A 25101-nucleotide genomic window follows, 5' to 3' on the forward strand; every position below is an offset into this window, starting at 1 on the left:
GTTGGGCAGGACGCCCAACCCCGGTCTTGCCGTGTGCGCAGGACAGCGCACACGAGCAAGGCGCCATCGAGCCCCCATGGACGGGTTCACGGCGTGTCCTGCAGCGGCCCACCCATCCCGCCCATCACGTATCGAACAAGGCGCTGCACGGAGCGCTTGAAACCCAAAAAACTCACTCTTCGGCCAACATCTCCGTCAGCTTCGCGCGCGCCGACTTCGCCAGCTTCTTGTTCTCCAGCGCGAAACGGATCGTGGCTTCAACCAGGCCCAGATGGGTGCCGCAGTCGAAACGGGTGCCTTCGAAGCGATAGGCATCCACTTCCTCGGTCGCCAGCAGCGAAGCGATCGCATCGGTCAGCTGGATCTCGCCGCCGGCGCCGGTGCCGGTGGATTCCAGCAGCTCGAAGATCTTCGGGCTCAGCACGTACCGGCCGACCACGGCCAGGTCGCTCGGTGCGTCCTCCGGCTTCGGCTTTTCCACGATCTCCGAGATGCGGCCCTTGCGGCCGTCGAACGCCTCGGTCGCCACGATGCCGTAGCTCGCGGTGTTCTCGTGCGGCACGTCTTCCACCGCGATCACGCTGGCACCGCTGGCCTCGTTGAGGTCGGCCATCTGCTTCAGCGCGCCGTCGCCGCGGTTCCAGATCAGGTCGTCGGGCAGCAGCACGGCGAACGGTTCGTCACCGATCACCGCCTTCGCACACAGCACCGCATGGCCCAGGCCCAGCGCTTCGGCCTGGGTCACAAAGACCGCGCGCACACCCTCGGGCAACACGTGGCGGATCATCTCGAGCTGCTCGTGCTTGCCCGCACGCTCCAGCTTCTGCTCAAGCTCGTACGCCTTGTCGAAGTAATCGGCGACGGCGTGCTTGTAGCGGTTGGTGATGAAGATCAGGGTGTCACAACCTGCCTCGATGGCCTCATCAACGGCATATTGGATAAGCGGACGATCGATGATCGGCAGCATTTCCTTCGGAACCGTCTTGGTTGCCGGCAAAAAGCGCGTCCCGAGCCCTGCCACTGGAAAAACAGCCTTACGAATTCGCTTGCTCATTTAGTGCCTATTGGCCTCACGTGCCGGAAAGGGAACCACTTTAGCGGAGGAGATGTAAGCGTCCTGTTCAATCGGAGAGAACTCCGGCATGGTCGCGAACAGGATGTCCCGAATCGTATCAGTGTCGTACTCGGCGATAGCGTCACGCAGTCTCGGCACGTTGCCCAGCACGATGTCGCGCGAGAACGTGCGCACGCCGGCTTCCAGCACCTTGGGGTGCGAGGTCGGCCGGTAATCCTCGTCCGAATAGAACAGGGTCTCGTGCAGCTTCTCGCCCGGGCGCAGCCCGGTATAGATGATCGGAATGTCCTTGTACGGCTGCTTGCCGGCCAGACGGATCAGCTGCTCGGCGAGCACGCGGATCGGCACCGGCTCACCCATGTCCAGGGTGTAGATGGCACCGTGCGACGCCGATGCCGCCGCCTGCAGGATCAACTGGCAGGCTTCGGGGATCGTCATGAAGTAACGGGTCACTTCCGGATCGGTCACCGTGATCGGGCCGCCGCGCAGGATCTGCTCGCGGAACAGCGGCACCACGCTGCCGGCCGAGTCGAGCACGTTGCCGAAGCGCACGGTCACAAAACGGGTGCGCGTCGACTTCTGGTCCAGGCTCTGGCAGATCATCTCGGCGTAGCGCTTGCTGGCGCCCAGTGCGTTGACCGGGTCGACCGCCTTGTCGGTGGAGATGAACACGAAATGCTCGACGCCCGCTTCCATGCACGCCCGCGCCACGTTCTCGGTCGCCAGGATGTTGTTGCGCACGGCTTCGCGCAGCTGGCGCTCCAGCACCGGCACATGCTTGTACGCGGCCGCATGGAACGCGGTATCGACCGGGTGCAACGACAGCGCGTGGCGCATCACCGCCGGGTCGCCGACGTCGCCGAGCACGGCTTCGATCTCTACGTCTGGGAAGCTGCGGCGCAGCTCGGCCTCGATGGTCAGCAGCAGCAGCTCGCTCATTTCCAGCATGACGATGCGCCCGGCACCGTGGCGCGCGCACTGGCGGCACAACTCCGAACCGATCGAGCCGCCGGCACCGGTGACCATCACCGTGCGCCCGCCCAGCCAACCGCGGATCAGGTTCCAGTCCGGCATGATCGGCTTGCGGCCGAGCAGGTCCTCGATGGCCACTTCCTTCAGCTGGCCCGGCAGTGACTGGCCCTGGAGGATGTCGCTCAGCTTGGGCACGGTGCGGAACGGGATGCCGGTGCTCTCGCAGATGGCCACCACGCGTTGCATGCCCACCGCATCCAACGACGGAATGGCGATGACCAGCAGCTTGGCCGCGGTTTCGCGGGCCACGGCCGGGGCATCATCGAGGGTGCCCAGGATCGGCAGGCTCTGCAGCTTGGCGCCACGCAGGTGCGGGGCATCATCCAGCAGGCCGACCGGCTCGAAGTTGCCCGACCGGCGCAGGTCGCGCACGAGGGTCTCGGCGGCCTGGCCGGCGCCCAGGATCAGCACGCGACGCGCGGTCGAATCGGACTGCAGCGCCTGGTAATCCTTCCACGCGCGGTACAGCAGGCGCGGCGCGCCCAGCAGCGCCGACAGCGCGAACGGATAGATCACCAGCACCGACAGCGGCACGCCGTTGAAACGCTTCCAGGCCAATACCAGGACGATGGCGACCAGGCCGACGAAACTGGCCTTGAAGATGTTCAGCAGGTCGCTGACGCTGGCGAACCGCCACAGGCCGCGGTACAGGCCCACGCGCCAGAAGACGATGCCCTGCAGCGCCAGCACCAGCGTCGTATCCACGTTCCACAGGGGCAGCGACGGGGCGTCAGGCAGGATGGAGTAACGGCCGGCATGCAGCAGCTGCCAACAGGCCCAGACCATGAACAGGTCATGGCAGACGATGGCCGTGCGAGGCAACAGGCCAAGAATTCTGTCCCGCCAGGGTGAAGACATATTTCGCGTAATTCCTTATCGGTTGCGCAATCCATTGCGCAGGAGGAGCCAAAGCAGGGCCTGCGCGGAAATCCACGCGACCGCTACGACAGCCTCCCACCTAGGCTGCAATCTGGTGCAAACATAGAACACTGTGATGCTGAACAGGCCTACAACAAAGTACATCCCTGTTACCTGGGCGTGGCTGGCTCCTGCCTGCACCGCGCGTTGGTAGACGTGCTGGGTGTGGGGTTCCATCCAGCGCTGTCCGGAAAGGATGCGCGCCAACAGCGTGAAGCCCGCGTCCACGAGGAACGGGGAAATGGGCACCAGCAGCAGCAACCAGTTGATTTCCGTACGTAGCGCGGCCACGGCCAGCACCACCGAGACCGCATAGCCCAGCGCGCCACTGCCCACATCGCCCATGAAAATGCGCGCTTTCGGGAAGTTGAATGGCAGAAAACCCACGCAGGCCAGGCCCAGCACGATGGCGACAAGCGAATACGGCCACGGCAGCACGATGGCGAAGCCAAGTGCAGCAACGACCGCCTGGCTGCTGGCGATGCCGTTGATCCCATCCATGAAGTTCCAGATGTTGATCAGCGAGGCGGTGAACACCAGTACCAGCAGGGCCAGCAGCCAGCTGCCGCCCTGCACCTTGACCAGCGCGGCCAGCAGGCCGGCGGCGATGAAATGGACCAGCAGGCGGCGCAGCGCCGGCAGGGGCCGGTGGTCGTCCCACCAGCCGATGCCCGCCACCAGCACCAGGCCGAGGCTGGCGACCAGCAGGCTGGGCATCGCCACCGGCCACGCCCACATGGCAGCAACCGCGGCCACCAGCAGGCTGATGACGATGGCGATGCCACCGCCGCGCGGGGTCGCCACGCTATGGCTGCGGCGTTCGCCGGGCTGGTCCATCAGCCGGCGGCGCAGCGCGTAGCCACGCGCCGCCCAGGTCAGTGCGGCGCTGAGCAGGGCCAGCCCCAGCAGCGCGGCCATCACCAGCCAAGCCATGGCTCAGAGCACCGCGTAGTTCAGCAGCGGCTTGACCGTGCCCCATTCCTTGCAGCTCGGGCACTGCCAGTGGTGGGTACGCGCACCGAAGCCGCAGCGCGTGCAGCGGTAGGCCGGGTTGCGCACCAGCAGCTGGTCGGTGATGTGCTTGAGGTCGTGCAGGGTGGCGGTGGAGTCCGCGCCTTCGGCCAAGGTCAGGTCGATCAGCGCCGATTCGCCGCGCACCGACGGGCGATCCTTCAGCTGCCGGCCCAGGTAGGCGCGCGCCGGAGCCACACCCTCCTGCTCTTCCATCAGGCGGGTCAGTGCCAGCACCGGGGCGATGCCGCGGTAGTGCTCGGCCATCTCCGACAGGAACGCACGCGCGCCGCCGAGGTCGCCCACCTTGCGGTAGTTCTCCATCAGCGCCGGCAGCAGCTCGGGCAGGTACTCGGGATCGTTGCGCGCGGCACGCTCGAAGGCGCGCACGGCGGCCTCGGCATTGCCGGCATCGGTTTCCAGGCGGCCTTCGATGATGCCGGCACGCACCGACATCGCATCGGCCTGGTAGGCGCGGGCGATGGCCGCCCTCGCCTCTTCCAGTTTGCCGGCGCCACGGAAGCGCTCGGCCAGCTCGCATTCGAACTGCCCGATCAGCTTGCCCATCGGCTCGCCGGTGACATCCTCGAAGCGGGTGGCGTTGTCGATGGCCTTTTCCCAGTCGCGCTCGGCCTGGTAGATGCCGATCAGGTGCTTGAGCGCCTGCGGTGCACGCTGGTCCAGCTGGGCCAGTTCGGTGAACACGGTTTCGGCGCGGTCCAGCAGGCCGGACTTCATGTAGTCCTCACCCAGCGCCAGCAGGGCCTGCACGCGCTGCGCGTCGCTCAGGTCGTTGCGGTTGACCAGACCCTGGTGCAAGCGGATCGCGCGGTCCACTTCACCGCGACGGCGGAACAGGTGGCCCAGCGCGACCTGGGTCTCGAAGGTTTCCTTGTCCAGCTCGGCGATGTGCAGGAACAGCTCGATGGCCTTGTCCGGCTGCTCGTTGAGCAGATAGTTCAGGCCGCGGAAATAGGTGCTGGACAGGTGGCTGACCTGGTTGTCGCCATGGCGTTGCCCGCCGCGCCGTCCAATGACCCAGCCGGCCAGCGCCGCCAAGGGAAGGAACAGGAAGAACCAGAACCACTCGGAAACGAATTCCATCTTCGATCAACGTCCATCAAACGATTGGGAGGGGGCCACCGGCGCCGACGGTGCAACCGCCGACTTGTTGGCACGGCGCAGCTGGCTGTAGAGCGGAATGACCACGCTTACCAGCACCAGGCCAGCACCGACCACGACACCGATCAGCAGGGCGGCAATCAGCGCCACGCCGACGGACGTGTTCAATTGGGTAAACAGCAGGTTGATCGACATGGCCGTCATGTTGACGGCACCGATGATCAGACCAAGGATCAGAACAGCCAGCAGGACCAGCAGACGAAAAACTTTCATGCGACAGCTCCAGTGGCAGGAGGTCGTAGCTTATCCGACTCGCCGCGGTATTCGCACGCGGTGACGCGACGGGACACTCAGGCCGGATCGGCGTCCAGCGGCAGCACGCTGCTGACCCGCTCACGCAGTTCCTTGCCCGGCTTGAAATGTGGAACGTGCTTGCCCGGCAGGGCGACCGATTCGCCGGTCTTGGGGTTGCGGCCCAGGCGCGGCGGACGGTAGTGCAGCGAGAAGCTGCCAAAGCCACGGATTTCGATGCGATCGCCTGCAGAAAGGGAACCGCCCATCATTTCCAGCAACGACTTCACCGCCAGATCGACATCATCGGCCTTCAGGTGCGCCTGGCGGCGCGCGAGGATTTCGATCAGTTCGGATTTGGTCATTGCCGGCTCACATCAGGGGTCACTCACCCTGAAACGGCCCGGGCAGGATGCCCGGGCCGTCCAGGAAACAACGTACAGCGTAAGGCCGATTACTCGGACTTGTTGCCGCTCAGCTGTGCACGCAGCAGCGCGCCCAGCTGGGTGGTGCCGCTGGCAGCCGAGGAGGACTGGTATTCCTCCAGCACTTCGCGCATTTCCGCGTCGTCCTTGGCCTTGATCGACAGCTGCAGGGTGCGGCCCTTGCGGTCCATGCCAACGAACTTGGCTTCGACCTTGTCGCCGACCTTCAGGTGCTGGGTGGCATCGTCAACGCGCTCGTTGGCGATGTCGCGTGCCGAGACGTAACCTTCGATGCCGTCAGCCAGCTCGATGATCGCGCCCTTGGCGTCGACTTCCTTCACCACGCCTTCGACCTTGGAGCCCTTCGGATTGGCAGCCATGTACTGGCCGAACGGATCCTGCTCCAGCTGCTTCACGCCCAGGGAGATGCGCTCGCGCTCCGGATCGACAGCCAGAACGACGGCGTCCAGGGTATCGCCCTTCTTGAAGTTGCGAACGATGTCTTCGCCAGTGGTCGCCCAGCTGATGTCGGACAGGTGAACCAGGCCGTCGATGCCGCCGTCCAGGCCGATGAAGATGCCGAAGTCGGTGATCGACTTGATCTGGCCCGACACCTTGTCACCCTTCTTGTGGGTGGCAGCGAAGGTTTCCCACGGATTGGCGGCAACCTGCTTCATGCCCAGCGAGATACGGCGACGCTCTTCATCGACGTCCAGCACCATCACTTCGACTTCGTCACCAACCTGCACAACCTTGGACGGGTTGACGTTCTTGTTGGTCCAATCCATCTCGGAGACGTGCACCAGGCCTTCGACGCCCGGCTCGATCTCAACGAACGCGCCGTAATCGGTGACGTTGGAGACCTTGCCGAAGACGCGGCTGTTGGCCGGGTAACGACGGGCGATGTTATCCCACGGATCTTCGCCCAGCTGCTTCAGGCCCAGCGAAACGCGGTTGCGCTCGCGGTCGAACTTCAGCACGCGCACGTCCAGCTCGTCGCCGACGTTCACGACTTCGGACGGATGGCGCACGCGCTTCCATGCCATGTCGGTGATGTGCAGCAGGCCGTCGATACCACCCAGGTCCACGAACGCGCCGTAGTCGGTCAGGTTCTTGACGACACCCTTCAGGATCGCGCCTTCCTGCAGCTTGTCCATCAGCTGCTCGCGCTCTTCCGAGTGCTCGCTTTCGACGACAGCGCGGCGCGAAACCACGACGTTGTTACGCTTGCGGTCCAGCTTGATGAGCTTGAACTCGAGTTCCTTGCCTTCCAGGTAGGCCGGATCGCGCACCGGGCGCACATCGACCAGGGAACCCGGCAGGAAGGCGCGGACATCCTTGATGTCCACGGTGAAACCACCCTTGACCTTGCCGCTGATGCGGCCGGTGATGGTTTCGTTCTTTTCCAACGCTTCTTCCAGCTCGTCCCACACCATCGCGCGCTTGGCCTTCTCGCGCGACAGGACGGTTTCGCCGAAGCCGTTCTCGATGGAGTCGAGGGCGACCTTGACGATGTCGCCTTCGGCGACGTCGATTTCGCCAGCGTCGTTACGGAACTGTTCGATCGGCACGATGCCTTCGGACTTCAGGCCAGCGTTGATCACCACGACGTCGCCGCGGACTTCAACAACGGTACCGCTGACGATGGCGCCCGGCTTCAGCTTGGCCAGGTTGGCCTGGCTGGCTTCAAACAGTTCGGCAAATGATTCGGTCATTAGATTTACTCTGTTGGACACATGGGTCGGTTGGCTTCCTTCCGGGGACATGCCCCACTGAAGACCGTTACCGCCCGCCTGTTGGTCGACCCCGGAAAAGCAGGTCGTGTGTAGTAGGAAAACCGCCACGCATCATTGCGCGACGGAGCTGGTACAGCACTGCTATGCGCGACCACCACCGGTGTTGCTGGTGGCACTCCCGCGCGAACGGATCAGGCAGCCGGAACCGGAAGCAGATCCATCACTCGGGCAACGACATCATCGATGCCGATGCCTGTGGTGTCGATGAGGACAGCATCGTCTGCCGGCTTCAGGGGCGCCACGGTACGCTGGGCATCACGGGCGTCGCGGGCCATGATCTCGCGCAGGAGGTCTTCAAAGTTAACAGAAACCCCCTTGTCTTTCAACTGCTTATGCCGGCGTTCGGCGCGCTCCTCGGCACTGGCGGTCAGGAAGACCTTGTAGGGAGCGTCCTTGAAGATCACCGTGCCCATGTCGCGGCCGTCGGCGACCAGGCCCGGCAGCTCCCTGAATGCGCGCTGGCGCTCCTTCAGGGCTGCACGGACCTCAGGAATGGCGGCAATGGCCGAGGCCAGCGCGCCGGTGGTCTCCAGGCGCAGCTCGTCGGTGGCGTCGGTGCCGTTGACCATGACCCGCATCGATTCACCCTGTTCAACAAACTGAACGTGGGTGTCGAAGGTGCAGCGCACCAGTGCCGAGGCATCGGAGGTATCGATGTCGGCCCAGCTCGCGGCCACGCCCACCGCCCGGTACAGGGCGCCTGAATCCAGGTAATGCCAGCCCAGGCGGCGCGCCACGATGCGGCTGATGGTACCCTTGCCGGCCCCCGAAGGGCCGTCGATGGTCAGGACGGGAGCGAGTGGATTCATGGGGGTCCTAGCGCGTGTGAAGGGGCCATTCTAGCCCCTGCCCAAGGCCCCGCGCAGAGACTTTCGCGCAACCACTTGAAACGACGACAAAAAGCCCGGTAGAATGGCGGGCTTGAACGAGCGCCAACTGCCGATTGTCTTGCGCATATCGCGGCCACGCTCCACCCGAACAACTACTGTTTACGCCGAGGTATGCCATGAAAATCCTGTCCTCCCTGAAGTCGGCGAAGGCCCGTCACCGCGACTGCAAGGTCGTCCGTCGTCGTGGCAAGATCTTCGTCATCTGCAAGTCGAACCCGCGTTTCAAGGCGCGTCAGCGCTAAGCCTCACGGCCTCCGGGCCGCGGCTGGTCCCACGCGGGACCGACCCGATGCAAAAAACCGCCTTCGGGCGGTTTTTTGTTGCACGCAGCTTTTTTTCCTGCCGTTTTTTGCTGTAATCGCCTTTCTTGACCACTGGGGAGTAGATCGAGATGAAGCGTTACCTGAGCACGTTGGCCGTCCTGGCCACCCTGGCCGCCGCCACGCCGGCGCTGGCCGATACCCTGCTGGTCGACCGCGCCGCTGAAAAGCCGGCCGGTGCCCTGCCCGTCCGTGGCCAGAGCATGCAGCAGGTGCAGTCGCAGTTCGGCGCGCCGAGCGAGCAGCTGCAGCCGCGCGGCGGGCAGAAGCGCCAGTGGCCGACCATCAACCGCTGGGTCTACCCGCAGTTCACTGTCTACTTCGAGAAGCAGAAGGTGATCGACGTGGTGGCCAACAAGGCGGATCCGAACGAGATCGGCCCGAAGCCGCCGATCCGCTGAACCCCCTACCCGCCGCTGGCGGGCCTGTGTAGCGAGACCATGAACCAGACCCTTCGTTTTCCTGCCGAATGGGAAGCCCAGAGCGGCGTCCTGATTGCCTGGCCCACCGCCGACACCGACTGGGCCGACCGCCTGGGCCAGGTGGAGGAGACCTACATCGCGCTGGTCGCGGCCATCACCCGCTTCCAGCCGGTGCTGATCTGCGTGGCCGACGACGATGTGGAGACCTATGCCGAAATGCGGCTGCGCTCCAACCGCATCGACATGGAGCGGGTCCGCTTCACCACGGCGGCCTATGACGATACCTGGCTGCGCGACTCCGGCCCGATCACCCTGCGCCGCGCCGACGGCAGCTTCCAGCTGCTGGACTTCCGCTTCACCGGCTGGGGCGGCAAGTTCGACGCCACCCTGGACGACCAGCTGGTAGGCGCGCTCGACCAGGCCGGCGTGTTCAACGACGCACCGGTGCGCAGCATTCCGTTCGCGCTGGAAGGCGGCGGCATCGAGACCGACGGTGAAGGCACCCTGCTGACCACCTGGAAGTGCCTGCACGAGCGCCACCCGGACCGCGACCGCGCCAGCCTGACCGCGGACCTGGCCGACTGGCTGCAGCAGGACCGCGTGCTGTGGCTGGACCACGGCTACCTGGAAGGCGACGACACCGACGCCCACATCGATACCCTCGCCCGTTTCGCCTCGCCTGACAGCATCGTCTACCAGGCCTGCGACGACGAGGCCGACTCGCATTACGCCGAACTGCAGGCGATGGGCAACGAGCTGGCCGCGCTGCGCACCAAGGATGGCCAGCCGTACCGCCTGTTCCCGCTGCCGTGGGCACAGCCGGTGATCGACGAAGGCCGCCGCCTGGCTGCGTCGTACGCCAATTACCTGATCGTCAACGGCGCGGTGCTGATGCCGGCCTACGGCGACCCGGCCGATGACCTGGCACGCGACGTGCTGGCCCAGGCCCACCCGGGCCGCGAGATCGTGCAGGTACCCTGCCGCTCGCTGATCTGGCAGAACGGCAGCCTGCACTGCATCACCATGCAGCTGCCGGAAGGGCTGTTGAAGGCCTGACGGATGCCGCTGGGCCCCGCCCGGCGCTCCCCTTGTAGAGTCGAGCCATGCTCGACTGGCTTTTTGTAGAACCGAGCCCACGCTCGGCTGGCCGCTCGCGCGATCGAAGCAGAACGCAGCCGAGCATGGGCTCGGCTCTGCAACACCGGCCATTCAGCGCGCGACACGCCGTCGCCGTCCATCCGCGCTAACATGCTGGTTTTCCCCCGCAGGAACACCCCGCATGAACTCGCGCAGCCCCCTTACCGTCGCCCTGATCCAGGAGCGCAACCACGGTGACGCCGCCGCCAACCTGGCGGTGATCGAAGCACGCGTGGCCGAGGCGGCTGCGCAGGGCGCGAAACTGGTGCTGCTGCAGGAACTGCACAACGGCCCGTACTTCTGCCAGCACGAGTCGGTCGACGAGTTCGACCTGGCCGAGCCGATTCCGGGCCCGAGCACCGAGCGCCTGGGCGCACTGGCGAAGAAGCATGGCGTGGTGCTGGTCGGCTCGCTGTTCGAGCGCCGCGCCGCCGGCCTGTACCACAACACCGCCGTGGTCTTCGAGAAGGACGGCACCCTGCTGGGCAAGTACCGCAAGATGCACATCCCGGATGATCCGGGCTTCTACGAGAAGTTCTACTTCACCCCGGGCGACATCGGCTTCACCCCGATCGACACCTCGGTGGGCCGCCTTGGCGTGCTGGTGTGCTGGGACCAGTGGTACCCGGAAGCGGCGCGCCTGATGGCGCTGGCCGGTGCCGAACTGCTGCTCTACCCCACCGCCATCGGTTGGGACCCGGACGACGTGCAGGACGAGAAGACCCGCCAGCGCGATGCCTGGGTGCTGAGCCACCGCGGCCACGCCGTGGCCAACGGCCTGCCGGTGCTGAGCTGCAACCGCGTGGGCCACGAAGCCTCGCCGCTGGGCGCGTCGGGCATCCAGTTCTGGGGCAACAGCCACGTGCTCGGCCCGCAGGGCGAATTCATCGCCGAAGCCGGCACCGATGCCACCGTGCTGGTCTGCGACGTGGACCTGCAGCGCAGCGAGCATGTGCGCCGCATCTGGCCGTTCCTGCGCGACCGTCGCATCGATGCGTACGGTGACCTGCTCAAGCGCTACATCGACTGAGCCGGAGACCTGCCATGGCCGTCCTCATCCGTGATGCCGGCCCGGCCGACATCGCTGCGATCACCGCGATCTACGCGGTGGAAGTCACCGATTTCGTCAACACCTACGAGTACGACGTGCCCGACCAGGCCGAGATGCTGCGCCGCATGCGCGACATGCTCGACCGGGGCTTCCCCTACCTGGTCGCCGAGATCGACGGCCAGGTCGCGGGCTACGCCTACGCCAACACCTACCGCACCCGCGTCGCCTACCAGTGGACCGTGGAGAACTCGGTCTACGTCGATGCCGCCTTCCAGGGCAAGGGCGTGGGAACCGGCCTGCTGCAGGCGCTGATCGATGCCTGCGTGGCGCGCGGCTACCGGCAGATGGTGGCGGTGATCGGCGAGCCGACCAATACCGCATCCATCAAGCTGCACGAACGCTTCGGCTTCCACCTGGTGGGCGTGTTCAAGGGCCTGGGCCGCAAGCACGGCCGCTGGCTGGACACCGTGCAGATGCAGCGCGCGCTCGGCGATGGCGCCGACACCGCACCTTCCAATGAATGAATCCATGACTGAAACCCTTCCCGAAACCGGCGACGATCTGTTCGCCGGCCAGCCGGTGCGCGTCGTTGAACGCGACGGCGTGCGTTACACCCTGCTGGGCACCGCCCATGTGTCCCACGCCAGCGTCGAGGCGGTGGAAAAGGCCATCGACAGCGGCCGCTTCGATGCGGTGGCGGTCGAGCTGGACCCGCAGCGTCTGCAGGCGCTGAGCGACCCGGATACGCTGGCCAAGCTGGACCTGGTGGAGGTGATCCGCAAGGGCCGCGTGGCCCTGTTTGCTGCCAACCTGGCGCTGTCGGCCTACCAGCGCCGCCTGGCCGAACAGCTGGGCATCGAGCCCGGTGCCGAGCTGAAGCGCGCGGTGGACCTGGCGCGCGAGCGCGGCCTGCCGGTGCAGCTGATCGACCGCGAAGTCGGCCTGACCTTCCGCCGCGCCTCGCAGCGTCTTGGCTTCTTCGGCAAGCTGAAGCTGGTGGCCGGTCTCGGCGCCGGCCTGTTCTCCTCGGAGGAAGTGGGCGAGAACGAGATCGAGAAGCTCAAGCAAGGCGACATGCTGGAATCGAGCTTTGGTGAGTTCGCCAGCGAAAGCCCGGCACTGTACGAAACCATCATCGGCGAGCGCGACCGCTACATGGCCACGCGCCTGCGTGAGGAACACAACCCGCAGCTGCGCGAAGTGCTGGCCGTGGTCGGCGCCGGGCATCTGGCCGGCCTGGCCCGCTACCTGGAAACCGACACCGCCGAACCGGTGCCGCTGCGCGCGGAGCTGGAAGCGGTGCCGAAGAAGCGCAACATTCCGTGGTTCACCTTGGGCATCCTGGCCATCGTGATCACCGGTGTGGGCGTGGGCTTCTACCGTGGCGGCCTGGGCGTGGGCACCGAACTGCTGGCGACGTGGGCGATGTACACCGGCGGCCTGGCCGGCATCGGCTGCCTGCTGGCCGGCAGCCACCCGCTGAGCATCCTGACCGCGATCGCAGTGGCACCGTTCAAGCCGTTCCGCCTGAGCATTCCGACCGGTGCGTTCTCGGCGCTGGTCGAAGCGCGCCTGCGAAAGCCGGCCTACGAGGACTTCCTCAAGCTGCGTGACGATGCGCAGAGCCTGAAGGGCTGGTACCGCAACCGCGTCACCCGTGTGGTGCTGACCTTCATGCTGACCAACCTAGGCAGCATGCTCGGCCTGTGGCTGACCGCCGGCAAGGTATGGGGGAAGGTGGCGGGGTAACGCCCCGCCAGCGCCTGGTTACACTCGTTTCCAAAGGAGGAACACAGCGATGGATGCATACGACGCGCTGATGCGCGATGGTTACGTGGTGGTACGGCAGGCCATCGCGCCGGCCGTGGTTGAAGATATCAATGCCCGCATCGCGCTGTTCAAGCGGCGCAATGCGAAGGCGGTCTCGCGTAACCTGGATGACCACCAGCGCCTGTACCGCGTGGTCAACTTGCACCTGGTGGTGGATGCCATCACGGGGCTGCTCACCCACAACCCGGCGATCGACGTCTGCGACCGTTTTCTGGGCGAGGCCACCACGCTCTACACCAGCCTCTACTACGAACGCGGCTCCGAGCAGGCGCTGCATCGCGATACGCCGATGTTCTGCACCTCGCCGGGCGAGAAGTACCTGGGCGTGTGGACGGCGCTGGATGCGGTTGATGATGCCAATGGCCCGCTCCGCGTGGTGCCCGGCAGCCACCTGCTGCCGCCCATCGACCTGCAGGCGCTGCGTCGCGAGGTGTTCGGAGACGGGCCGGTCAGCCCGATGGCCAGCGAGGGCTGGAACGCCTACCAGGCAGCGGTTGCGCGCCAGTGCGAGGAAGCCGGCCTGCAGTCACAGCCGGTGCACGTACAGGCGGGTGATGTGATCGTCTGGCATCCGCAACTGTTCCATGGCGGCGCCCCGCATCCGTCCGCCGGCACCCGCCGCAGCGTGGTGATGCACGTGACCCCGAAGTCGATGCCGGTCGGCCACATGGATGTCTTCTATGGCCAGACGCCGCCGCCGGAAAAGGCGCCGTGGCGCTACTACCGGCGCGGCCGGCGCGAGATCGCCCGCTTCGGCCATGTTGATTTCGGGCATGAGTACACCCGGCGCACGCTGTTCCTGCGCAAAGCCTGAAAAAAAGGGGAGACCGCCCCACTACGACCGGTCTCCCCCCACCACAAACACGTTGTCGTGCGTTACACGCGGGCAGCGCCCGGTTCCACGATGTCCAGCCCGCGCGCGCGACGGATCAGGCGCGTGACCGCACTGCGCAGGTCATCCAGCACCGCGTAGATGGTCGGCAGGAACAGCAGGCTGACCACAGTCGAGAACGCCAGGCCGCCGGCAATCGCGCGCGCCATCGGGGCGTATTCCGGACCATCGCCGAACATCTGCGTGTTGGTCAGCGAGATCGGCACCATCGCCAGGATCGCCGTGCCCATCGTCATCATGATCGGCCGCAGGCGCTCGCGTGAGCCTTCCACCAGCGCCTGGGTGCGGCCCATGCCGCCGCGGCGCAGGTTGTTGATGTGCTCGATCATCACGATGCCGTTGTTCACCACCACGCCCATCAGCACCAGGATGCCGATGAAGGACATGATCCCGAACGAGGTACCGGTGATCCAGAACAGCCAGAACACGCCGAAGATCGAGAACAGCACGCCGCTCATGATCGCCGCCGGGAACAGCAGCGACTCGAACACCGCCGCCATCACCACGTAGATCATCACCAGCGCGATGAGCAGGTTGAACACCATCTGCTGCATCGCCTCGTTGTCGTTGCCGTAGTCACCGCCATCGAAAGTGAAGCCATAGCCGGCCGGGAAGCTCATCGGCGTGAGCACCGCTTCCATGGCCTTGCGGCCATCGGGTGCGGTGACCTTCTCGGCCAGGTTGGCCTTGATGGTCAGGGTGGTCTGGCGGTTGGTGCGGCCGATCTGGGTGGCCGAGGAACCCACGTCCACGCTGACCAGGCTGAGCAGCGGCACGCTGCGGCCATCACCGGTACGCACGCTGTAGCTGGCCAGGTCTTCGGGGCTGCTCTGCTCGGCGCCGGCAAAGCGCACCCATACCGGCACTTCATTGTCGCCACGACGGAACTCGCGCAGCGGCGCACCCCGCAGGGCCAGGCCGACGAAGCTGGCCACCTGCTCGGCGTTGAAGCCGAACGCCGCGGCGCGCTCGCGGTCGACGTGCACCTTCAGCTCGCCGCCCTTTTCGCCATTGTCGATGCGCACGTCGCGCAGCTCGGGGCGCTGGGCCAGCAGCGGCAGCACTTCCTGACCGATCTCCTGCAGCATGCTGCTGGAGTCACCCACCAGCTGCACCTGCACGCCCTGGTTGCCGTTGCCCCCATCGCCGCCCTGGTTGCCGACGAAGTAATCGGTACGCGCCGACTTCGGCAGGCCCTTGCGGATCTCCTCCTGCAGCGCCTTGATGTCCTTGGCGTACTTCTCGTCGATGGTCACCGTGGTCGAGCTGCCTTCCTGCTCGCTGTACCAGGAATAGACCTGCTGCACGTGCAGGCGCTCGCGGTTCTGTTCCACCCAGGCTTCGACGCGGGCCACTTCCTCGGACATCTGCCGGTAGGTGTAGGCGCCCTTCCACATGTAGCCGATGAAGATGTCCTTGCCACCACCGCCGCCGAACATGTCGACCTTGGTCAGCTTCATCGGCACCAGGCTGACCAGCACCACCAGCAGGATGCCGAGCAGGCTCCAGCCGCGATGGCGGAGCGACCAGTCCAGCAGGCGCGCATAACGGCGCTGCAGGCGGGCGATGACGCCGGTCTGAGAGTGCAGCAGCTTGGGCGTGGCCATGCGCGCGGACAGCATCGGGATCAGGCTGACCGCCACCAGCCACGAGGCCAGCAGCGAGACCGAGATGGTGATCGCGATCTGCGCCATGAAGATGCTGATGTTGTTGGTCTCGCCGAACAGGTTGGGCACGAACACGATACAGTGGCAGAGCGTGCCGGCGCTGAGTGCGATGGCCACGTTGCGGGTGCCGATGATCGAGGCCAGCCGCGGCTGCCCCGGCATGCGCTCGCGTTCCTGGTAGATGCTTTCCACCACCACTACGGCGTTGTCCACCAGCATGCCCACGGCCAGCAGCAGGCCCATCATGGTCAGGATGTTCAGCGTCACCCCGGCGAAGTACATGAAGCCCAGGGTGATGGTGAAGCAGATCGGGATGGCCAGGGTCACCATCAGGGTGGACGGCCAGTGGCGCAGGAAGAAGAACAGCACGGTGACCGACAGGATCAGGCCGACCGCACCGGCCTCGGCCAGTTCCAGCAGCGAGGAGGTGACCGCCTTGCCCTGGTTGTCGATGACCTTGATCTGCACGTCGCGCATCGAGTCCTGCGCGCGGATCGCTTCGACCTCGGCCAGGGCAGCGCGCGAGACATCCACCAGGTTGGCGCTGCGTTCCTTGAAGATGTCCAGGCCGATGGCCGGGTTGCCGTCGAGGCGACGCCCGTAGTTCATCCGCGCCGGCTTCAGCCGCACCTCGGCGATGTCGCCCAGGCGCAGGCCCTTGGCGTTGATCACCAGGTCACGCATTTCCTGCAGGTCGGTGATCTCGCCCACCGGCTGCACGCGCACGCGCTGGCCGTTGTCGTTGATCTGCCCGGCCGAGATCGAGAAGTTGAGCGTGCGCAGGCGGTCGCTGAGTTCGTTGATGCTCAGGCCGTGCGCGCTGAGCCGATCGGGATCGATGGCGATCTCGACCTCGTTCGGCGGTGCGCCGGTGATGTCCACGCGGGCCACGCCCGGGATGCGCTCGATGCGCCGCTTGAACTCGCGGTCGAGCATGTCATAGGCGGAGGTCAGGTCGGTGGCACTGGCCAGGCGCACCTTCAGCACCGGCTGGTCGCTGCTGGACCACTTGAACACGTTGTAGCGCTGCAGGTCGTCGGGCAGGTCGCTGCGGATCGCATCGATGCGTTCGCGGGCATCGGAGGCGGCGATGGCGATGTCGCGGTCCCAGTCGCTGAACTCGATGAAGATCGAGGCCGCTTCCGAAGTGGCCTGCGAGCGCATGCGCTTGATGCCGGTCATCGTCGCCAGTGATTCCTCCACCGGCCGGATAATGGTCCGCTCGACCTCTTCCGGGGTCGAGCCGCTGTACGGGATCTGCACGAACAGGAAAGGCGCGGAGATGTCCGGCAACGCTTCCAGCGGCAGCCGGAACGAGGCGATCAGGCCGACCACCACCAGCGACACGAAACACATGATGGTGGTGACCGGGCGGCGGATGGAGAACTCGGCGACGCTCATGCCGGTTCCTCCGCGCCGCCGCGGTGGCCACCCTCGGCCGCGTGCAGGCCTTCACCGGCATGCTTGCGGCCGCGCTCGCGGTAGTAGGCATCGCCGCGGCGGTCCATCAGGTCGTAGACCACCGGGATGACCAGCAGGGTCAGCAGGGTCGACACCAGCAGGCCGCCAATGACGGTGATCGCCATCGGCGCGCGCACTTCGGCGCCCTCGCCCATCGCCACCGCCAGCGGCAGGAAGCCGAACAGCGTGCACAGAGTGGTCATGATGATCGGCCGCAGGCGCGAACGCGCACCTTCCACCAGCGCCTCGTGCTTGGCCACGCCGGCCTCGCGAAGCTGGTTGACCTTGTCGATCAGGATGATGGCGTTCTTGGTGACCAGGCCAACCAGCAGGATCAGGCCGATGAACACCACCACCGAGATCGGCTTGCCGGTCAGCATCAGTGCCAGGATCGCGCCGACCAGGGCCAGCGGAATGGTGAACAGGATGACGAACGGATGCAGCAGCGATTCGAACTGCGAGGCCATCACCAGGTAGACCAGGAAGATGGCCAGGCCGAAGGCGAAGATCAGCGACGTGGCGGCCTGTGCCAGCTCCTCGCCCTGGCCGCCGATATGCAGGCCGACGCCCGCACCCAGCGGCTGCTCGGCCACCATGTGCTGTACTTCGCGCATGGCCGCGCCCAGGTCGATGTCGCGCAGGTTGGCCGAGACCACGGCCACGCGGGTCTGGTCGGCGCGATGGATCTCGCTGGGGCCGGTGGTGGCGACCACGTCGGCGACGGCGTCCAGGGTGACCGGGCGACTGCTGCCCGGGTTGACGATCAGCCGGCGGATGCTGTCCACGCTGGCACGGTCACCTTCCTGCGCGCGCACCAGCACGTCGATCTTGCGGTCGCGGAAGCTGTAGCGGGTGGCCACGTCGCCACGCACCTTCTTCACCACCACATCGGCGATCTGGCGGGTGGTAAGACCCAGCGCACCGGCGCGTTCCTGGTCGAAGCGGATCTGGATTTCCGGGAAGCCCTCTTCCACCGTCGACTTCACGTCGGCGTAGTGGGCATTACCGCGCAGCAGCGCGGCCAGACGCTGGCCGGCCTGCTCGAGGGTGGCCATGTCCTGCCCGCGCAGCTCGATTTCCAGCGGCGTGGAGAAGCTGAACAGTGCCGGCCGCGCGAAGTCGACCTGCGCACCGGGGTGCTGGCCCATGGTGTCGCGCAGGCGCTCGGTGATCTCCGCCTCGGTGCGGGCGTTGCCGCCGCCTTCCATCACCACGGTCAGCTTGCCGATGTTCTCGCCGCTCTCGGTCGGGCTGGCATCCAGCCGCGTACCGCTGCCGCTGACGCCGTACAGCGAGGCCACGCCTTCACCATTGCCGTGGGCCAGCTGCAGCTCGCGCACCAGTGCGTCGGTCTGCTTCAGCGGGGTGCCGGCCGGCAGCTTCACGGTCATTTCGAAACGGTCCTGGGCCAGCTGCGGAATCAGGTCGGCACCCAGCATCGGCACCAAGGCCATGGTGCCAACGAAGGCCAGCGCGGCCATCGACAGCACTTTGCCTGGGTGCGCCAACGCGTTGGGCAGCAGGCGCAGGTAGCCGCGTTCGGCACCGGCGTAGGGCTTCATCGCGATGTCGCTGGCCTTGCGCATGACCGGCCCGACCACGGCGACCACGCCGCGCCACACGCGCACCACCAGCCAGGCCAGGGCGAAGAAACTCCAGCGCACGCCGGCCACGAAGCCACGACGGCCCAGCGCCACCGGCTTCTGCCAGCGGCTTTCCGGACGCCACGCTTCGGCGGCGGCTTCTTCCGGGAAGGCCAGCGGCGGCCGGCCCTTCAGAGAGCTCAGCATCGGGATCAGGGTCATCGACACCAGCAGCGAGATCGCGATGGCGATGGCCACGGTCAGCGCCTGGTCGCGGAACAGCTGGCCGGCGATGCCATCGACGAACACCAGCGGCAGGAACACCGCGATGGTGGTAAGGGTTGAGGCGACCACTGCCATGCTGACTTCGCGGGTGCCGACGATGGCCGCCTGCAGGATGCCCAGGCCGCGTTCGCGCGCCTTGGCGATGCTTTCCAGCACCACGATCGAGTCATCCACCACCAGGCCGGTGGCCAGCGCCAGGCCGCCCAGCGACATCACGTTCAAGCTCAGGCCGAGCTGGCCCATGAAGAAGAACGTGGCGATGATCGAGACCGGCAGCGACAGGCTGATCACGAAGGTCGACCAGCCATCGCGCAGGAACAGGAAGATGATCAGGATGGCCAGCAGGCCGCCGATCACCGCATCCTTCTTGACGTCACTGATGGCGTGCTCGATGAAGCGCGACTGGTCCTCGATGGTGGTCAGTTCCGCATCGCCGGGGAAGGTGGCCTTGATCTGCTCCAGGCGCTTGCGCAGCGCCTCGGCGGTGGCCACGGTATTGGCGTCGCCTTCCTTGTAGATCGCCAGCTCGACCGATTCCTTGCCGCCCAGGCGGATGATGGCTTCGCGTTCCTTGTAGCCCTGGCGCACGCTGGCCACGTCCTTCAGGCGCACCGGCACGCCGTTGGCGACCACGCTGGAACCACCACCGGACGAGGCACTCTGCGCCGCCGACGCCGCAGCGACTGCCGCAGCCGAGCCGGTGGACGCGGCAATGTTGAACATCTGCTGCAGGGCCGAATCGGCCGCGCTGCCGTTGGACGACTGGGTGGTGACCAGCAGGTTGCGGATATCTTCCAGATCGGCGAACTGGTTGACGGTACGCACGAGGAAGCGCTGCGAGCCCTCCTCCAGGCGGCCGCCGGAGATGTTGATGTTCTCTTCCTTCAACCGCTTGATGACGGTGTCAATGGGCAGGTTCAGCTGGGCCAGCTTCTGCTGGTCGATGTCCACCTGGATCTCATCCTCCAGGCCACCGCCCACCTTTACCGCGGCCACGCCGGTCACCGGTTCCAGCTTCTTCTTCAGGTCTTCGTCGGCATAGCGGCGCAGGCCGGTCAGTTCGCGGATCGCGTCTTCATCGCTGGCCGGGGTGGCCTTGGTCGACAGCACCAGGCGCATGATCGGCTCGGTGGACGGATTGAAGCGCAGCAGCACCGGAGCCTTGGCCTCCAGTGGCAGGTTCAGCGCTTCCATCTTGTCGCGCACCTCCAGGCTGGCCTGGTCCATGTTGGTGCCCCAGGCGAACTCGAGCACGACATCGCTCTGCCCAGTGCGCGAGACCGACTTCAGCTTGCGCAGGTTCTTGACCACGCCCACGGCTTCTTCCACCGGCTGGGTGATCAGGCTTTCGATTTCGGTCGGTGCCGCGCCGGTGTATTCGGTGCGCACGGTGAGCGTGGGATAGCTCAGGTCCGGCAGCAGGTTGACCTTGAGGTTGCCCAGCGCGATCAGGCCGAACAGCAGCAGCGTGACCGTGCACATGGCGATGGTGACGCGGCGGCGGGTGGCGAATTCCACCAGGCCACCGCGCATGCCGGCAGCGGCGCCGTCGCCGGCCGGCGAGGCACCGTGGTCGTGTCCCGGGGCGCTCATTGCTGGCTCCCGGCCTTGTCTGCGGGCTTGGCGGCGGCGGTGACCGCAGCCGGCTTTGCCTTCGGGTTGGCCTTGGGATCGGCGATGACCTGCACGGCGGTGCCGTCACGCAGGGCGACCTTGCCGGCGGTGACGATCTGGTCGCCGGCAGCCAGGCCGTCGCGGATTTCCACCCACGGCCCTTCGGCATAGCCCAGCTTGACCGGCACGCGAGCCACCTTGCCTTCGCGCACGCGGAACACGGCCGGCTCGCCGTCGTCCAGCAGGGCCAGGCGCGGCACCACCAGGGCGTCGGCGCGCTGGTCGTAATCGATGCGGATGCGCCCGAACATACCCGGCTGCAGCGCGTGCTCGGTGCCGTTGAAGGCGCTGACCACGCGGAAGGTGCCGCTGCCCGAATCCACCACCGGAGCGATCCGGTCCACCGTGCCGGTGAAGCGCTTGCCCGGCAGTGCGTCGGCCGACAGCACGACCGGCTGGCCGGCGCGCAGGGTGGCCAGCTCGCGCTCGGGCACGTTCAGGGTGGCCTCCAGCTGCGAGTTGTCGACGATGCGGAAGATCGGCGTGTTGATCTGCACGAAGTTGCCGGTCTTGATCGACCGCGAGGCGATCACACCGGAGATCGGCGCCACCACCGTGGTGTAGGACAGTTCCAGCGTGGCCAGGCGGTACTGCGCGCGCATGTTTTCCAGGTCGTAGCGCAGCTGGTCGACGTCGGAGGCACTGACCATCTGCTGGCCAACCAGCTTCTGTGCACGCTGGTAGTTGTTTTCCAGCTTGCGCATCTGCGCCTCGCTCTGCGCGACGGCCAGGCGTGCGCGGTCCGGGTCCAGGCGCACCAGCGGCTGGCCGGCGGTGACCCGCTGGCCCTCCTCGACCAGCACGGCCAGGGCCACGCCGGAGGTCTTGGCCACCACCTGCGATTCGGCGCGAGGTTCCAGTGCGGCGGTGCCAGTGTAGCTGGCGGCTACGGCGCGGTGGCTGGCCACGGCCACTTCCACCGGCACGGCGTCGACCTTCTTCTCGTCCTTGGTTTCAGCCGCCTTGGCATCGGCGCTGGGGCCGGCAGCGCAGCCGCCCAGCAGCAGGGAGGTGGAGATCAGCAGGGCAGCGGCACAGAGTCCAGTGCGGCGGCCGGGCAGGAAGATTGGGTGCGACATCGTCAGATCCTTGGAGGATGCGTGGGCAGGTGTGGTAGCAAAGTAATGCACCACTTCACGGCAACACCATATCCCAAAGGTCATGGTGTCTTCACGCCGCTGGTCGGCCCGCCCCCCATTTCAGCTAGATGAAACCTGAGGCTATACTCGGGTCGTTCCGTACCCCACGCCGGAACGACCAGACCCGAATCCCCGGATAACGACATCATGCGCCCGCAGCCGCTCGCCGCTTGTCTCGCTCTGGCCGTCCTCCTGCCCCTCGGGGCCGCCGCACAGCCCGCTTCTGCTCCTGCAGCACCCGCCCCGGCTCCTGCCCAGGCCACCCCGCCCGCTGCCGTCGCTCCGGCCGGCAACTTCGACAATGGCCGGGTGCTCGCCTATACCTGCCAGGGCTGCCACGGCATCACCGGTTACAAGAACGCGTACCCCAGCTATCGGGTACCGAAGATCGGTGGCCAGACCCAGCAGTACCTGACCCAGGCCCTGACCGAATATCGCCAGGGCAAGCGCCGGCATCCGACGATGCAGGCGCAGTCGATGAGTTTCAGCGAACAGGAGATCGCCGATCTCGCTGTTTACCTGTCCACCGTCAAGTAAGGCCCGCCCATGTCGAAAGCCGCGCACACGATGCGTCACGCCATCGCCCTGTCCGTTGCCCTGCTGCTGGCGGCCTGCTCGCAGTCGCAGGTGGAAAGCAGTGAGAAGTCGGCCGGCGATCCCGGCCATGCCAGTGGCGAACACGGTTCGTCCTCCTCGGCCGGCCTGCCGCCGGGCCGCGAGGCCGCCGGTGAAGCCCGGGCCAAGGTGAAGGGGAAAGCGACCAACCAGAGCTGCATTGATTGCCACGGTGCCGACGGCAATGCGCCGATCGACCCGACCTACCCCAAGCTGGGTGGGCAGTACGGCGATTACCTGGCCCATGCCCTGCAGGCCTACCGTGCCGGCGACCGCCAGCATGCGTTGATGACCCCGCAGGCGAAGGATCTGAGCGACCAGGACATCGCCGACCTGGCCGCGTACTTCGGCAGCCGGCCGAGCCAGCTGCGGGATCTGCACGGGGTGAAGTAGCGCCGGGCGTATGCTCGGCTGCCCTTGGGTAGCGCCGGGCCATGCCCGGCGGAATGCAGGAGCGCCGCGCTGCGCGCTCGCGGGGCATGGCCCCGCGCTACCCGTATATCGCGTCGTGAACCAACACCGCGCCGGGCGGGCGCGGCGCGGCTCGGCTCGGCTCGGCAATCAGCCTTCCAGCTCTTCCCAGCGCGCGTACGCCGCATCCAGCTCGGCCTGGACCTTGGCCAGCTGCTGGGTATGCGCGGTCACTTCGGCGCTGCTGCGGGTGTAGAACGACGGGTCGTTCATTGCTGCGGTCAGGCCGTCCACGTCGCCTTCCAGCTTCTCGATGGTCTTGGGCAGCTGTTCCAGCTCGCGCGCTTCTTTGTAGGCCAGCTTGCGCCTGGGCGCGGCCGGGGCCGCCGCCGCAGCAGCGGCCGGCGCAGCAGCAGCCGGCTTGGCCACCGGCGCCGCCGCAGGCGCGGCCACGCTGGCGGCATAGCGCTGCCAGTCGGTATAGCCACCCACGTATTCGCCAATCACGCCGTCGCCTTCCATCACCAGCGTAGAGGTCACCACGTTGTCGATGAAGTCACGATCGTGGCTGACCAGCAGCAGGGTGCCGGTGTAGTCGCCCAGCAGCTCTTCCAGCAGCTCCAGGGTTTCCACGTCGAGGTCGTTGGTCGGTTCGTCCATCACCAGCAGGTTGGAGGGCTGCGCGAACAGCTTGGCCAGCAGCAGGCGATTGCGCTCACCACCGGACAGGCGGGTGATCGGCGCACGCGCACGCTCGGGGGTGAACATGAAGTCCTGCAGGTAGGCATGCACGTGCTTGCGCTTGCCGTTGAACTCGAGGAAATCGCGGCCTTCGGCCACGTTCTCGATCGCGCTCCAGTCTTCGCGCAGCACCGCACGGTACTGGTCGAAATAGGCGATCTGCAGGTTGGTGCCGGCGTTGACCTCACCCTTCTGCGGCTGCAGTTCGCCCAGCAGCAGCTTCAGCAGCGTGGTCTTGCCGCTGCCGTTGGGGCCGATCAGACCGATGCGGTCGCCACGCAGGATGGTGGTGGTGAAGTCGCGGACCATGGTGCGCTCGCCGAAGGCGAACGAAATGTCCTTGACGTCGATGACTTTCTTGCCGGAGCTGACGCCCTGTGCGGCTTCCATCTTGACGTTGCCGCTGAGTTCGCGGCGCTCGGAACGCTCGTTGCGCATCGCCTTCAGGCGGCGCACGCGGCCTTCGTCGCGGGTGCGGCGGGCCTTGATCCCTTGGCGGATCCACACTTCTTCCTGCGCCAGCAGCTTGTCGAAGCGGGCGTTTTCCTGGGCCTGCGCGTTCAGGCGTTCCTCGCGGCGGCGCTCGTAGTTGGCCCAGTCGCCCGGCCAGCTGGTGACCTGGCCGCGGTCGATCTCGACGATGCGGGTGGCCAGCGCGCGCAGGAAGCGGCGGTCATGGGTGACGAACACCACGCTGCCGCTCCAGCCCTTGAGGAAGGCTTCCAGCCAGTCGATGGCCTCGATGTCGAGGTGGTTGGTCGGTTCGTCCAGCAGCAGCACGTCCGGGCTGGACACCAGCGCGCGGGCCAGCAGCACGCGGCGCTTCATGCCGCCGGACAGGCGGCCGAATTCGGCCTCGCCATCCAGGTCGAGCTTGGTCAGGGTTTCGCTGACGCGCTGGTCCAGGCCCCAGCCGTTGGCGGCATCGATCTTGGCCTGGACGTTGCCCAGGGCTTCACCGTCGAAGACCTCGGCATGGCTGAGGTGGTGGAATTCGGCCAGCCACTGGCCCAGTTCGCCCAGGCCATCGGCCACGACGTCGAACACCGAGCCGGCCGCGCCATGCGGCACTTCCTGCTCCAGGCGGGTCACGCGGACGCCCTGCTGCACGCGGACTTCGCCGTCATCAGGCTTGTGGTCGCCGGACAGCAGCTTGAGCAGGGTGGATTTGCCGGCGCCGTTGCGGCCGATCAGGGCGATGCGTTCGCCCGGCTCGATCGACAGTTCGGCCTTTTCCAGCAACAACGGGCCGCCGACGCTGAAGTCGACGTTCTGTAGGGTAATCAGAGGCATCCCACTATTGTACGGGTTGG

The 25101-nt window shown here is 66.3% G+C and carries 21 protein-coding genes; 9 read left to right on the forward strand and 12 right to left on the reverse strand.

The genetic code is table 11. The features are described 5' to 3' along the window. Window positions 1–172: 172 nt before the first annotated feature. The 8 genes from galU to cmk all read right to left on the reverse strand — a co-directional run bounded on the left by galU (window position 173) and on the right by cmk (window position 8479). Window positions 173–1054 (reverse strand): UTP--glucose-1-phosphate uridylyltransferase GalU, encoded by an 882-nt coding sequence (galU, locus tag NQ204_RS16460; RefSeq protein WP_256644436.1) that lies wholly within the window; start codon window positions 1052–1054, stop codon window positions 173–175. After that, window positions 1055–2965 (reverse strand): polysaccharide biosynthesis protein, encoded by a 1911-nt coding sequence (locus NQ204_RS16465; protein ID WP_256644437.1) that lies wholly within the window; start codon window positions 2963–2965, stop codon window positions 1055–1057. A gap of 15 nt (window positions 2966–2980) precedes the next feature. Continuing rightward, window positions 2981–3958, reverse strand: a complete 978-nt coding sequence (locus tag NQ204_RS16470; protein WP_256644438.1) for an MraY family glycosyltransferase — start codon at window positions 3956–3958, stop codon at window positions 2981–2983. A 3-nt stretch (window positions 3959–3961) separates the two neighbouring features. Then, complete coding sequence (gene lapB, locus NQ204_RS16475; RefSeq protein WP_256644439.1) at window positions 3962–5140, reverse strand: lipopolysaccharide assembly protein LapB; 1179 nt, start codon at window positions 5138–5140, stop codon at window positions 3962–3964. Window positions 5141–5146: 6 nt separating this feature from the next. Further along, a complete protein-coding gene (locus tag NQ204_RS16480) occupies window positions 5147–5431 on the reverse strand; it encodes a lipopolysaccharide assembly protein LapA domain-containing protein (protein ID WP_099821260.1) in 285 nt (94 codons plus the stop codon). Between the two features lie 77 nt (window positions 5432–5508). Then, window positions 5509–5814, reverse strand: a complete 306-nt coding sequence (locus NQ204_RS16485) for an integration host factor subunit beta (protein ID WP_005409286.1) — start codon at window positions 5812–5814, stop codon at window positions 5509–5511. Between the two features lie 89 nt (window positions 5815–5903). Then, window positions 5904–7589 carry a 30S ribosomal protein S1 gene (gene rpsA / locus NQ204_RS16490; protein ID WP_012510790.1) on the reverse strand — a complete coding sequence of 562 codons (1686 nt, stop codon included), beginning with the start codon at window positions 7587–7589 and terminating at the stop codon, window positions 5904–5906. 212 nt (window positions 7590–7801) lie between these two features. Beyond that, window positions 7802–8479, reverse strand: a complete 678-nt coding sequence (gene cmk, locus NQ204_RS16495; RefSeq protein ID WP_116864432.1) for a (d)CMP kinase — start codon at window positions 8477–8479, stop codon at window positions 7802–7804. 197 nt (window positions 8480–8676) lie between these two features. Between cmk and ykgO the strand changes: the two genes are divergently transcribed. The 7 genes from ykgO to NQ204_RS16530 all read left to right on the forward strand — a co-directional run bounded on the left by ykgO (window position 8677) and on the right by NQ204_RS16530 (window position 14134). Beyond that, the gene (gene ykgO / locus NQ204_RS16500) at window positions 8677–8802 is read left to right on the forward strand and encodes a type B 50S ribosomal protein L36 (RefSeq protein WP_054656844.1); all 126 of its coding nucleotides are present in this window, start codon (window positions 8677–8679) and stop codon (window positions 8800–8802) included. 149 nt (window positions 8803–8951) lie between these two features. Further along, on the forward strand, window positions 8952–9281 hold the full coding sequence (locus NQ204_RS16505) for a hypothetical protein (RefSeq protein WP_108746517.1): 330 nt from the start codon (window positions 8952–8954) through the stop codon (window positions 9279–9281). Window positions 9282–9320: 39 nt separating this feature from the next. After that, the gene (locus tag NQ204_RS16510) at window positions 9321–10358 is read left to right on the forward strand and encodes an agmatine deiminase family protein (protein WP_116864431.1); all 1038 of its coding nucleotides are present in this window, start codon (window positions 9321–9323) and stop codon (window positions 10356–10358) included. 223 nt (window positions 10359–10581) lie between these two features. After that, window positions 10582–11469: a carbon-nitrogen hydrolase gene (locus NQ204_RS16515; RefSeq protein WP_108768610.1), complete on the forward strand. Its 888-nt coding sequence runs from the start codon at window positions 10582–10584 to the stop codon at window positions 11467–11469. Between the two features lie 14 nt (window positions 11470–11483). Then, window positions 11484–12014, forward strand: coding sequence for a GNAT family N-acetyltransferase (locus tag NQ204_RS16520; protein ID WP_108768609.1), 531 nt, complete (start codon window positions 11484–11486; stop codon window positions 12012–12014). A 4-nt stretch (window positions 12015–12018) separates the two neighbouring features. Continuing rightward, window positions 12019–13239: a TraB/GumN family protein gene (locus NQ204_RS16525; RefSeq protein WP_488192371.1), complete on the forward strand. Its 1221-nt coding sequence runs from the start codon at window positions 12019–12021 to the stop codon at window positions 13237–13239. 49 nt (window positions 13240–13288) lie between these two features. After that, complete coding sequence (locus NQ204_RS16530) at window positions 13289–14134, forward strand: phytanoyl-CoA dioxygenase family protein (RefSeq protein WP_256644441.1); 846 nt, start codon at window positions 13289–13291, stop codon at window positions 14132–14134. Between the two features lie 62 nt (window positions 14135–14196). On the opposite strand, the gene NQ204_RS16535 is transcribed toward NQ204_RS16530, so the two are convergent. From NQ204_RS16535 to NQ204_RS16545, 3 genes are read right to left on the reverse strand one after another with little or no spacing between them, the layout of a single operon-like run. After that, on the reverse strand, window positions 14197–17280 hold the full coding sequence (locus tag NQ204_RS16535) for an efflux RND transporter permease subunit (RefSeq protein WP_116864428.1): 3084 nt from the start codon (window positions 17278–17280) through the stop codon (window positions 14197–14199). Next, a complete protein-coding gene (locus NQ204_RS16540) occupies window positions 17277–20801 on the reverse strand; it encodes an efflux RND transporter permease subunit (RefSeq protein WP_116864427.1) in 3525 nt (1174 codons plus the stop codon). Before NQ204_RS16540 ends, NQ204_RS16535 begins: the two co-directional genes overlap by 4 nt. Then, window positions 20798–21961, reverse strand: a complete 1164-nt coding sequence (locus NQ204_RS16545; protein WP_256644442.1) for an efflux RND transporter periplasmic adaptor subunit — start codon at window positions 21959–21961, stop codon at window positions 20798–20800. The genes NQ204_RS16540 and NQ204_RS16545 overlap by 4 nt, the downstream gene beginning before the upstream one ends. A gap of 207 nt (window positions 21962–22168) precedes the next feature. On the opposite strand from NQ204_RS16545, the gene NQ204_RS16550 reads away from it, so the two are divergent. Next, window positions 22169–22558 carry a c-type cytochrome gene (locus NQ204_RS16550; RefSeq protein ID WP_116864425.1) on the forward strand — a complete coding sequence of 130 codons (390 nt, stop codon included), beginning with the start codon at window positions 22169–22171 and terminating at the stop codon, window positions 22556–22558. 9 nt (window positions 22559–22567) lie between these two features. Then, complete coding sequence (locus tag NQ204_RS16555; RefSeq protein WP_079221603.1) at window positions 22568–23029, forward strand: c-type cytochrome; 462 nt, start codon at window positions 22568–22570, stop codon at window positions 23027–23029. Between the two features lie 168 nt (window positions 23030–23197). Here NQ204_RS16555 and NQ204_RS16560 read toward each other — a convergent pair whose 3' ends face one another. Next, window positions 23198–25081 carry an ATP-binding cassette domain-containing protein gene (locus NQ204_RS16560; RefSeq protein WP_256644443.1) on the reverse strand — a complete coding sequence of 628 codons (1884 nt, stop codon included), beginning with the start codon at window positions 25079–25081 and terminating at the stop codon, window positions 23198–23200. Window positions 25082–25101 lie beyond the last annotated feature (20 nt).

The sequence above is a fragment of the Stenotrophomonas testudinis genome, from assembly GCF_024499815.1.
GTDB lineage: Bacteria > Pseudomonadota > Gammaproteobacteria > Xanthomonadales > Xanthomonadaceae > Stenotrophomonas.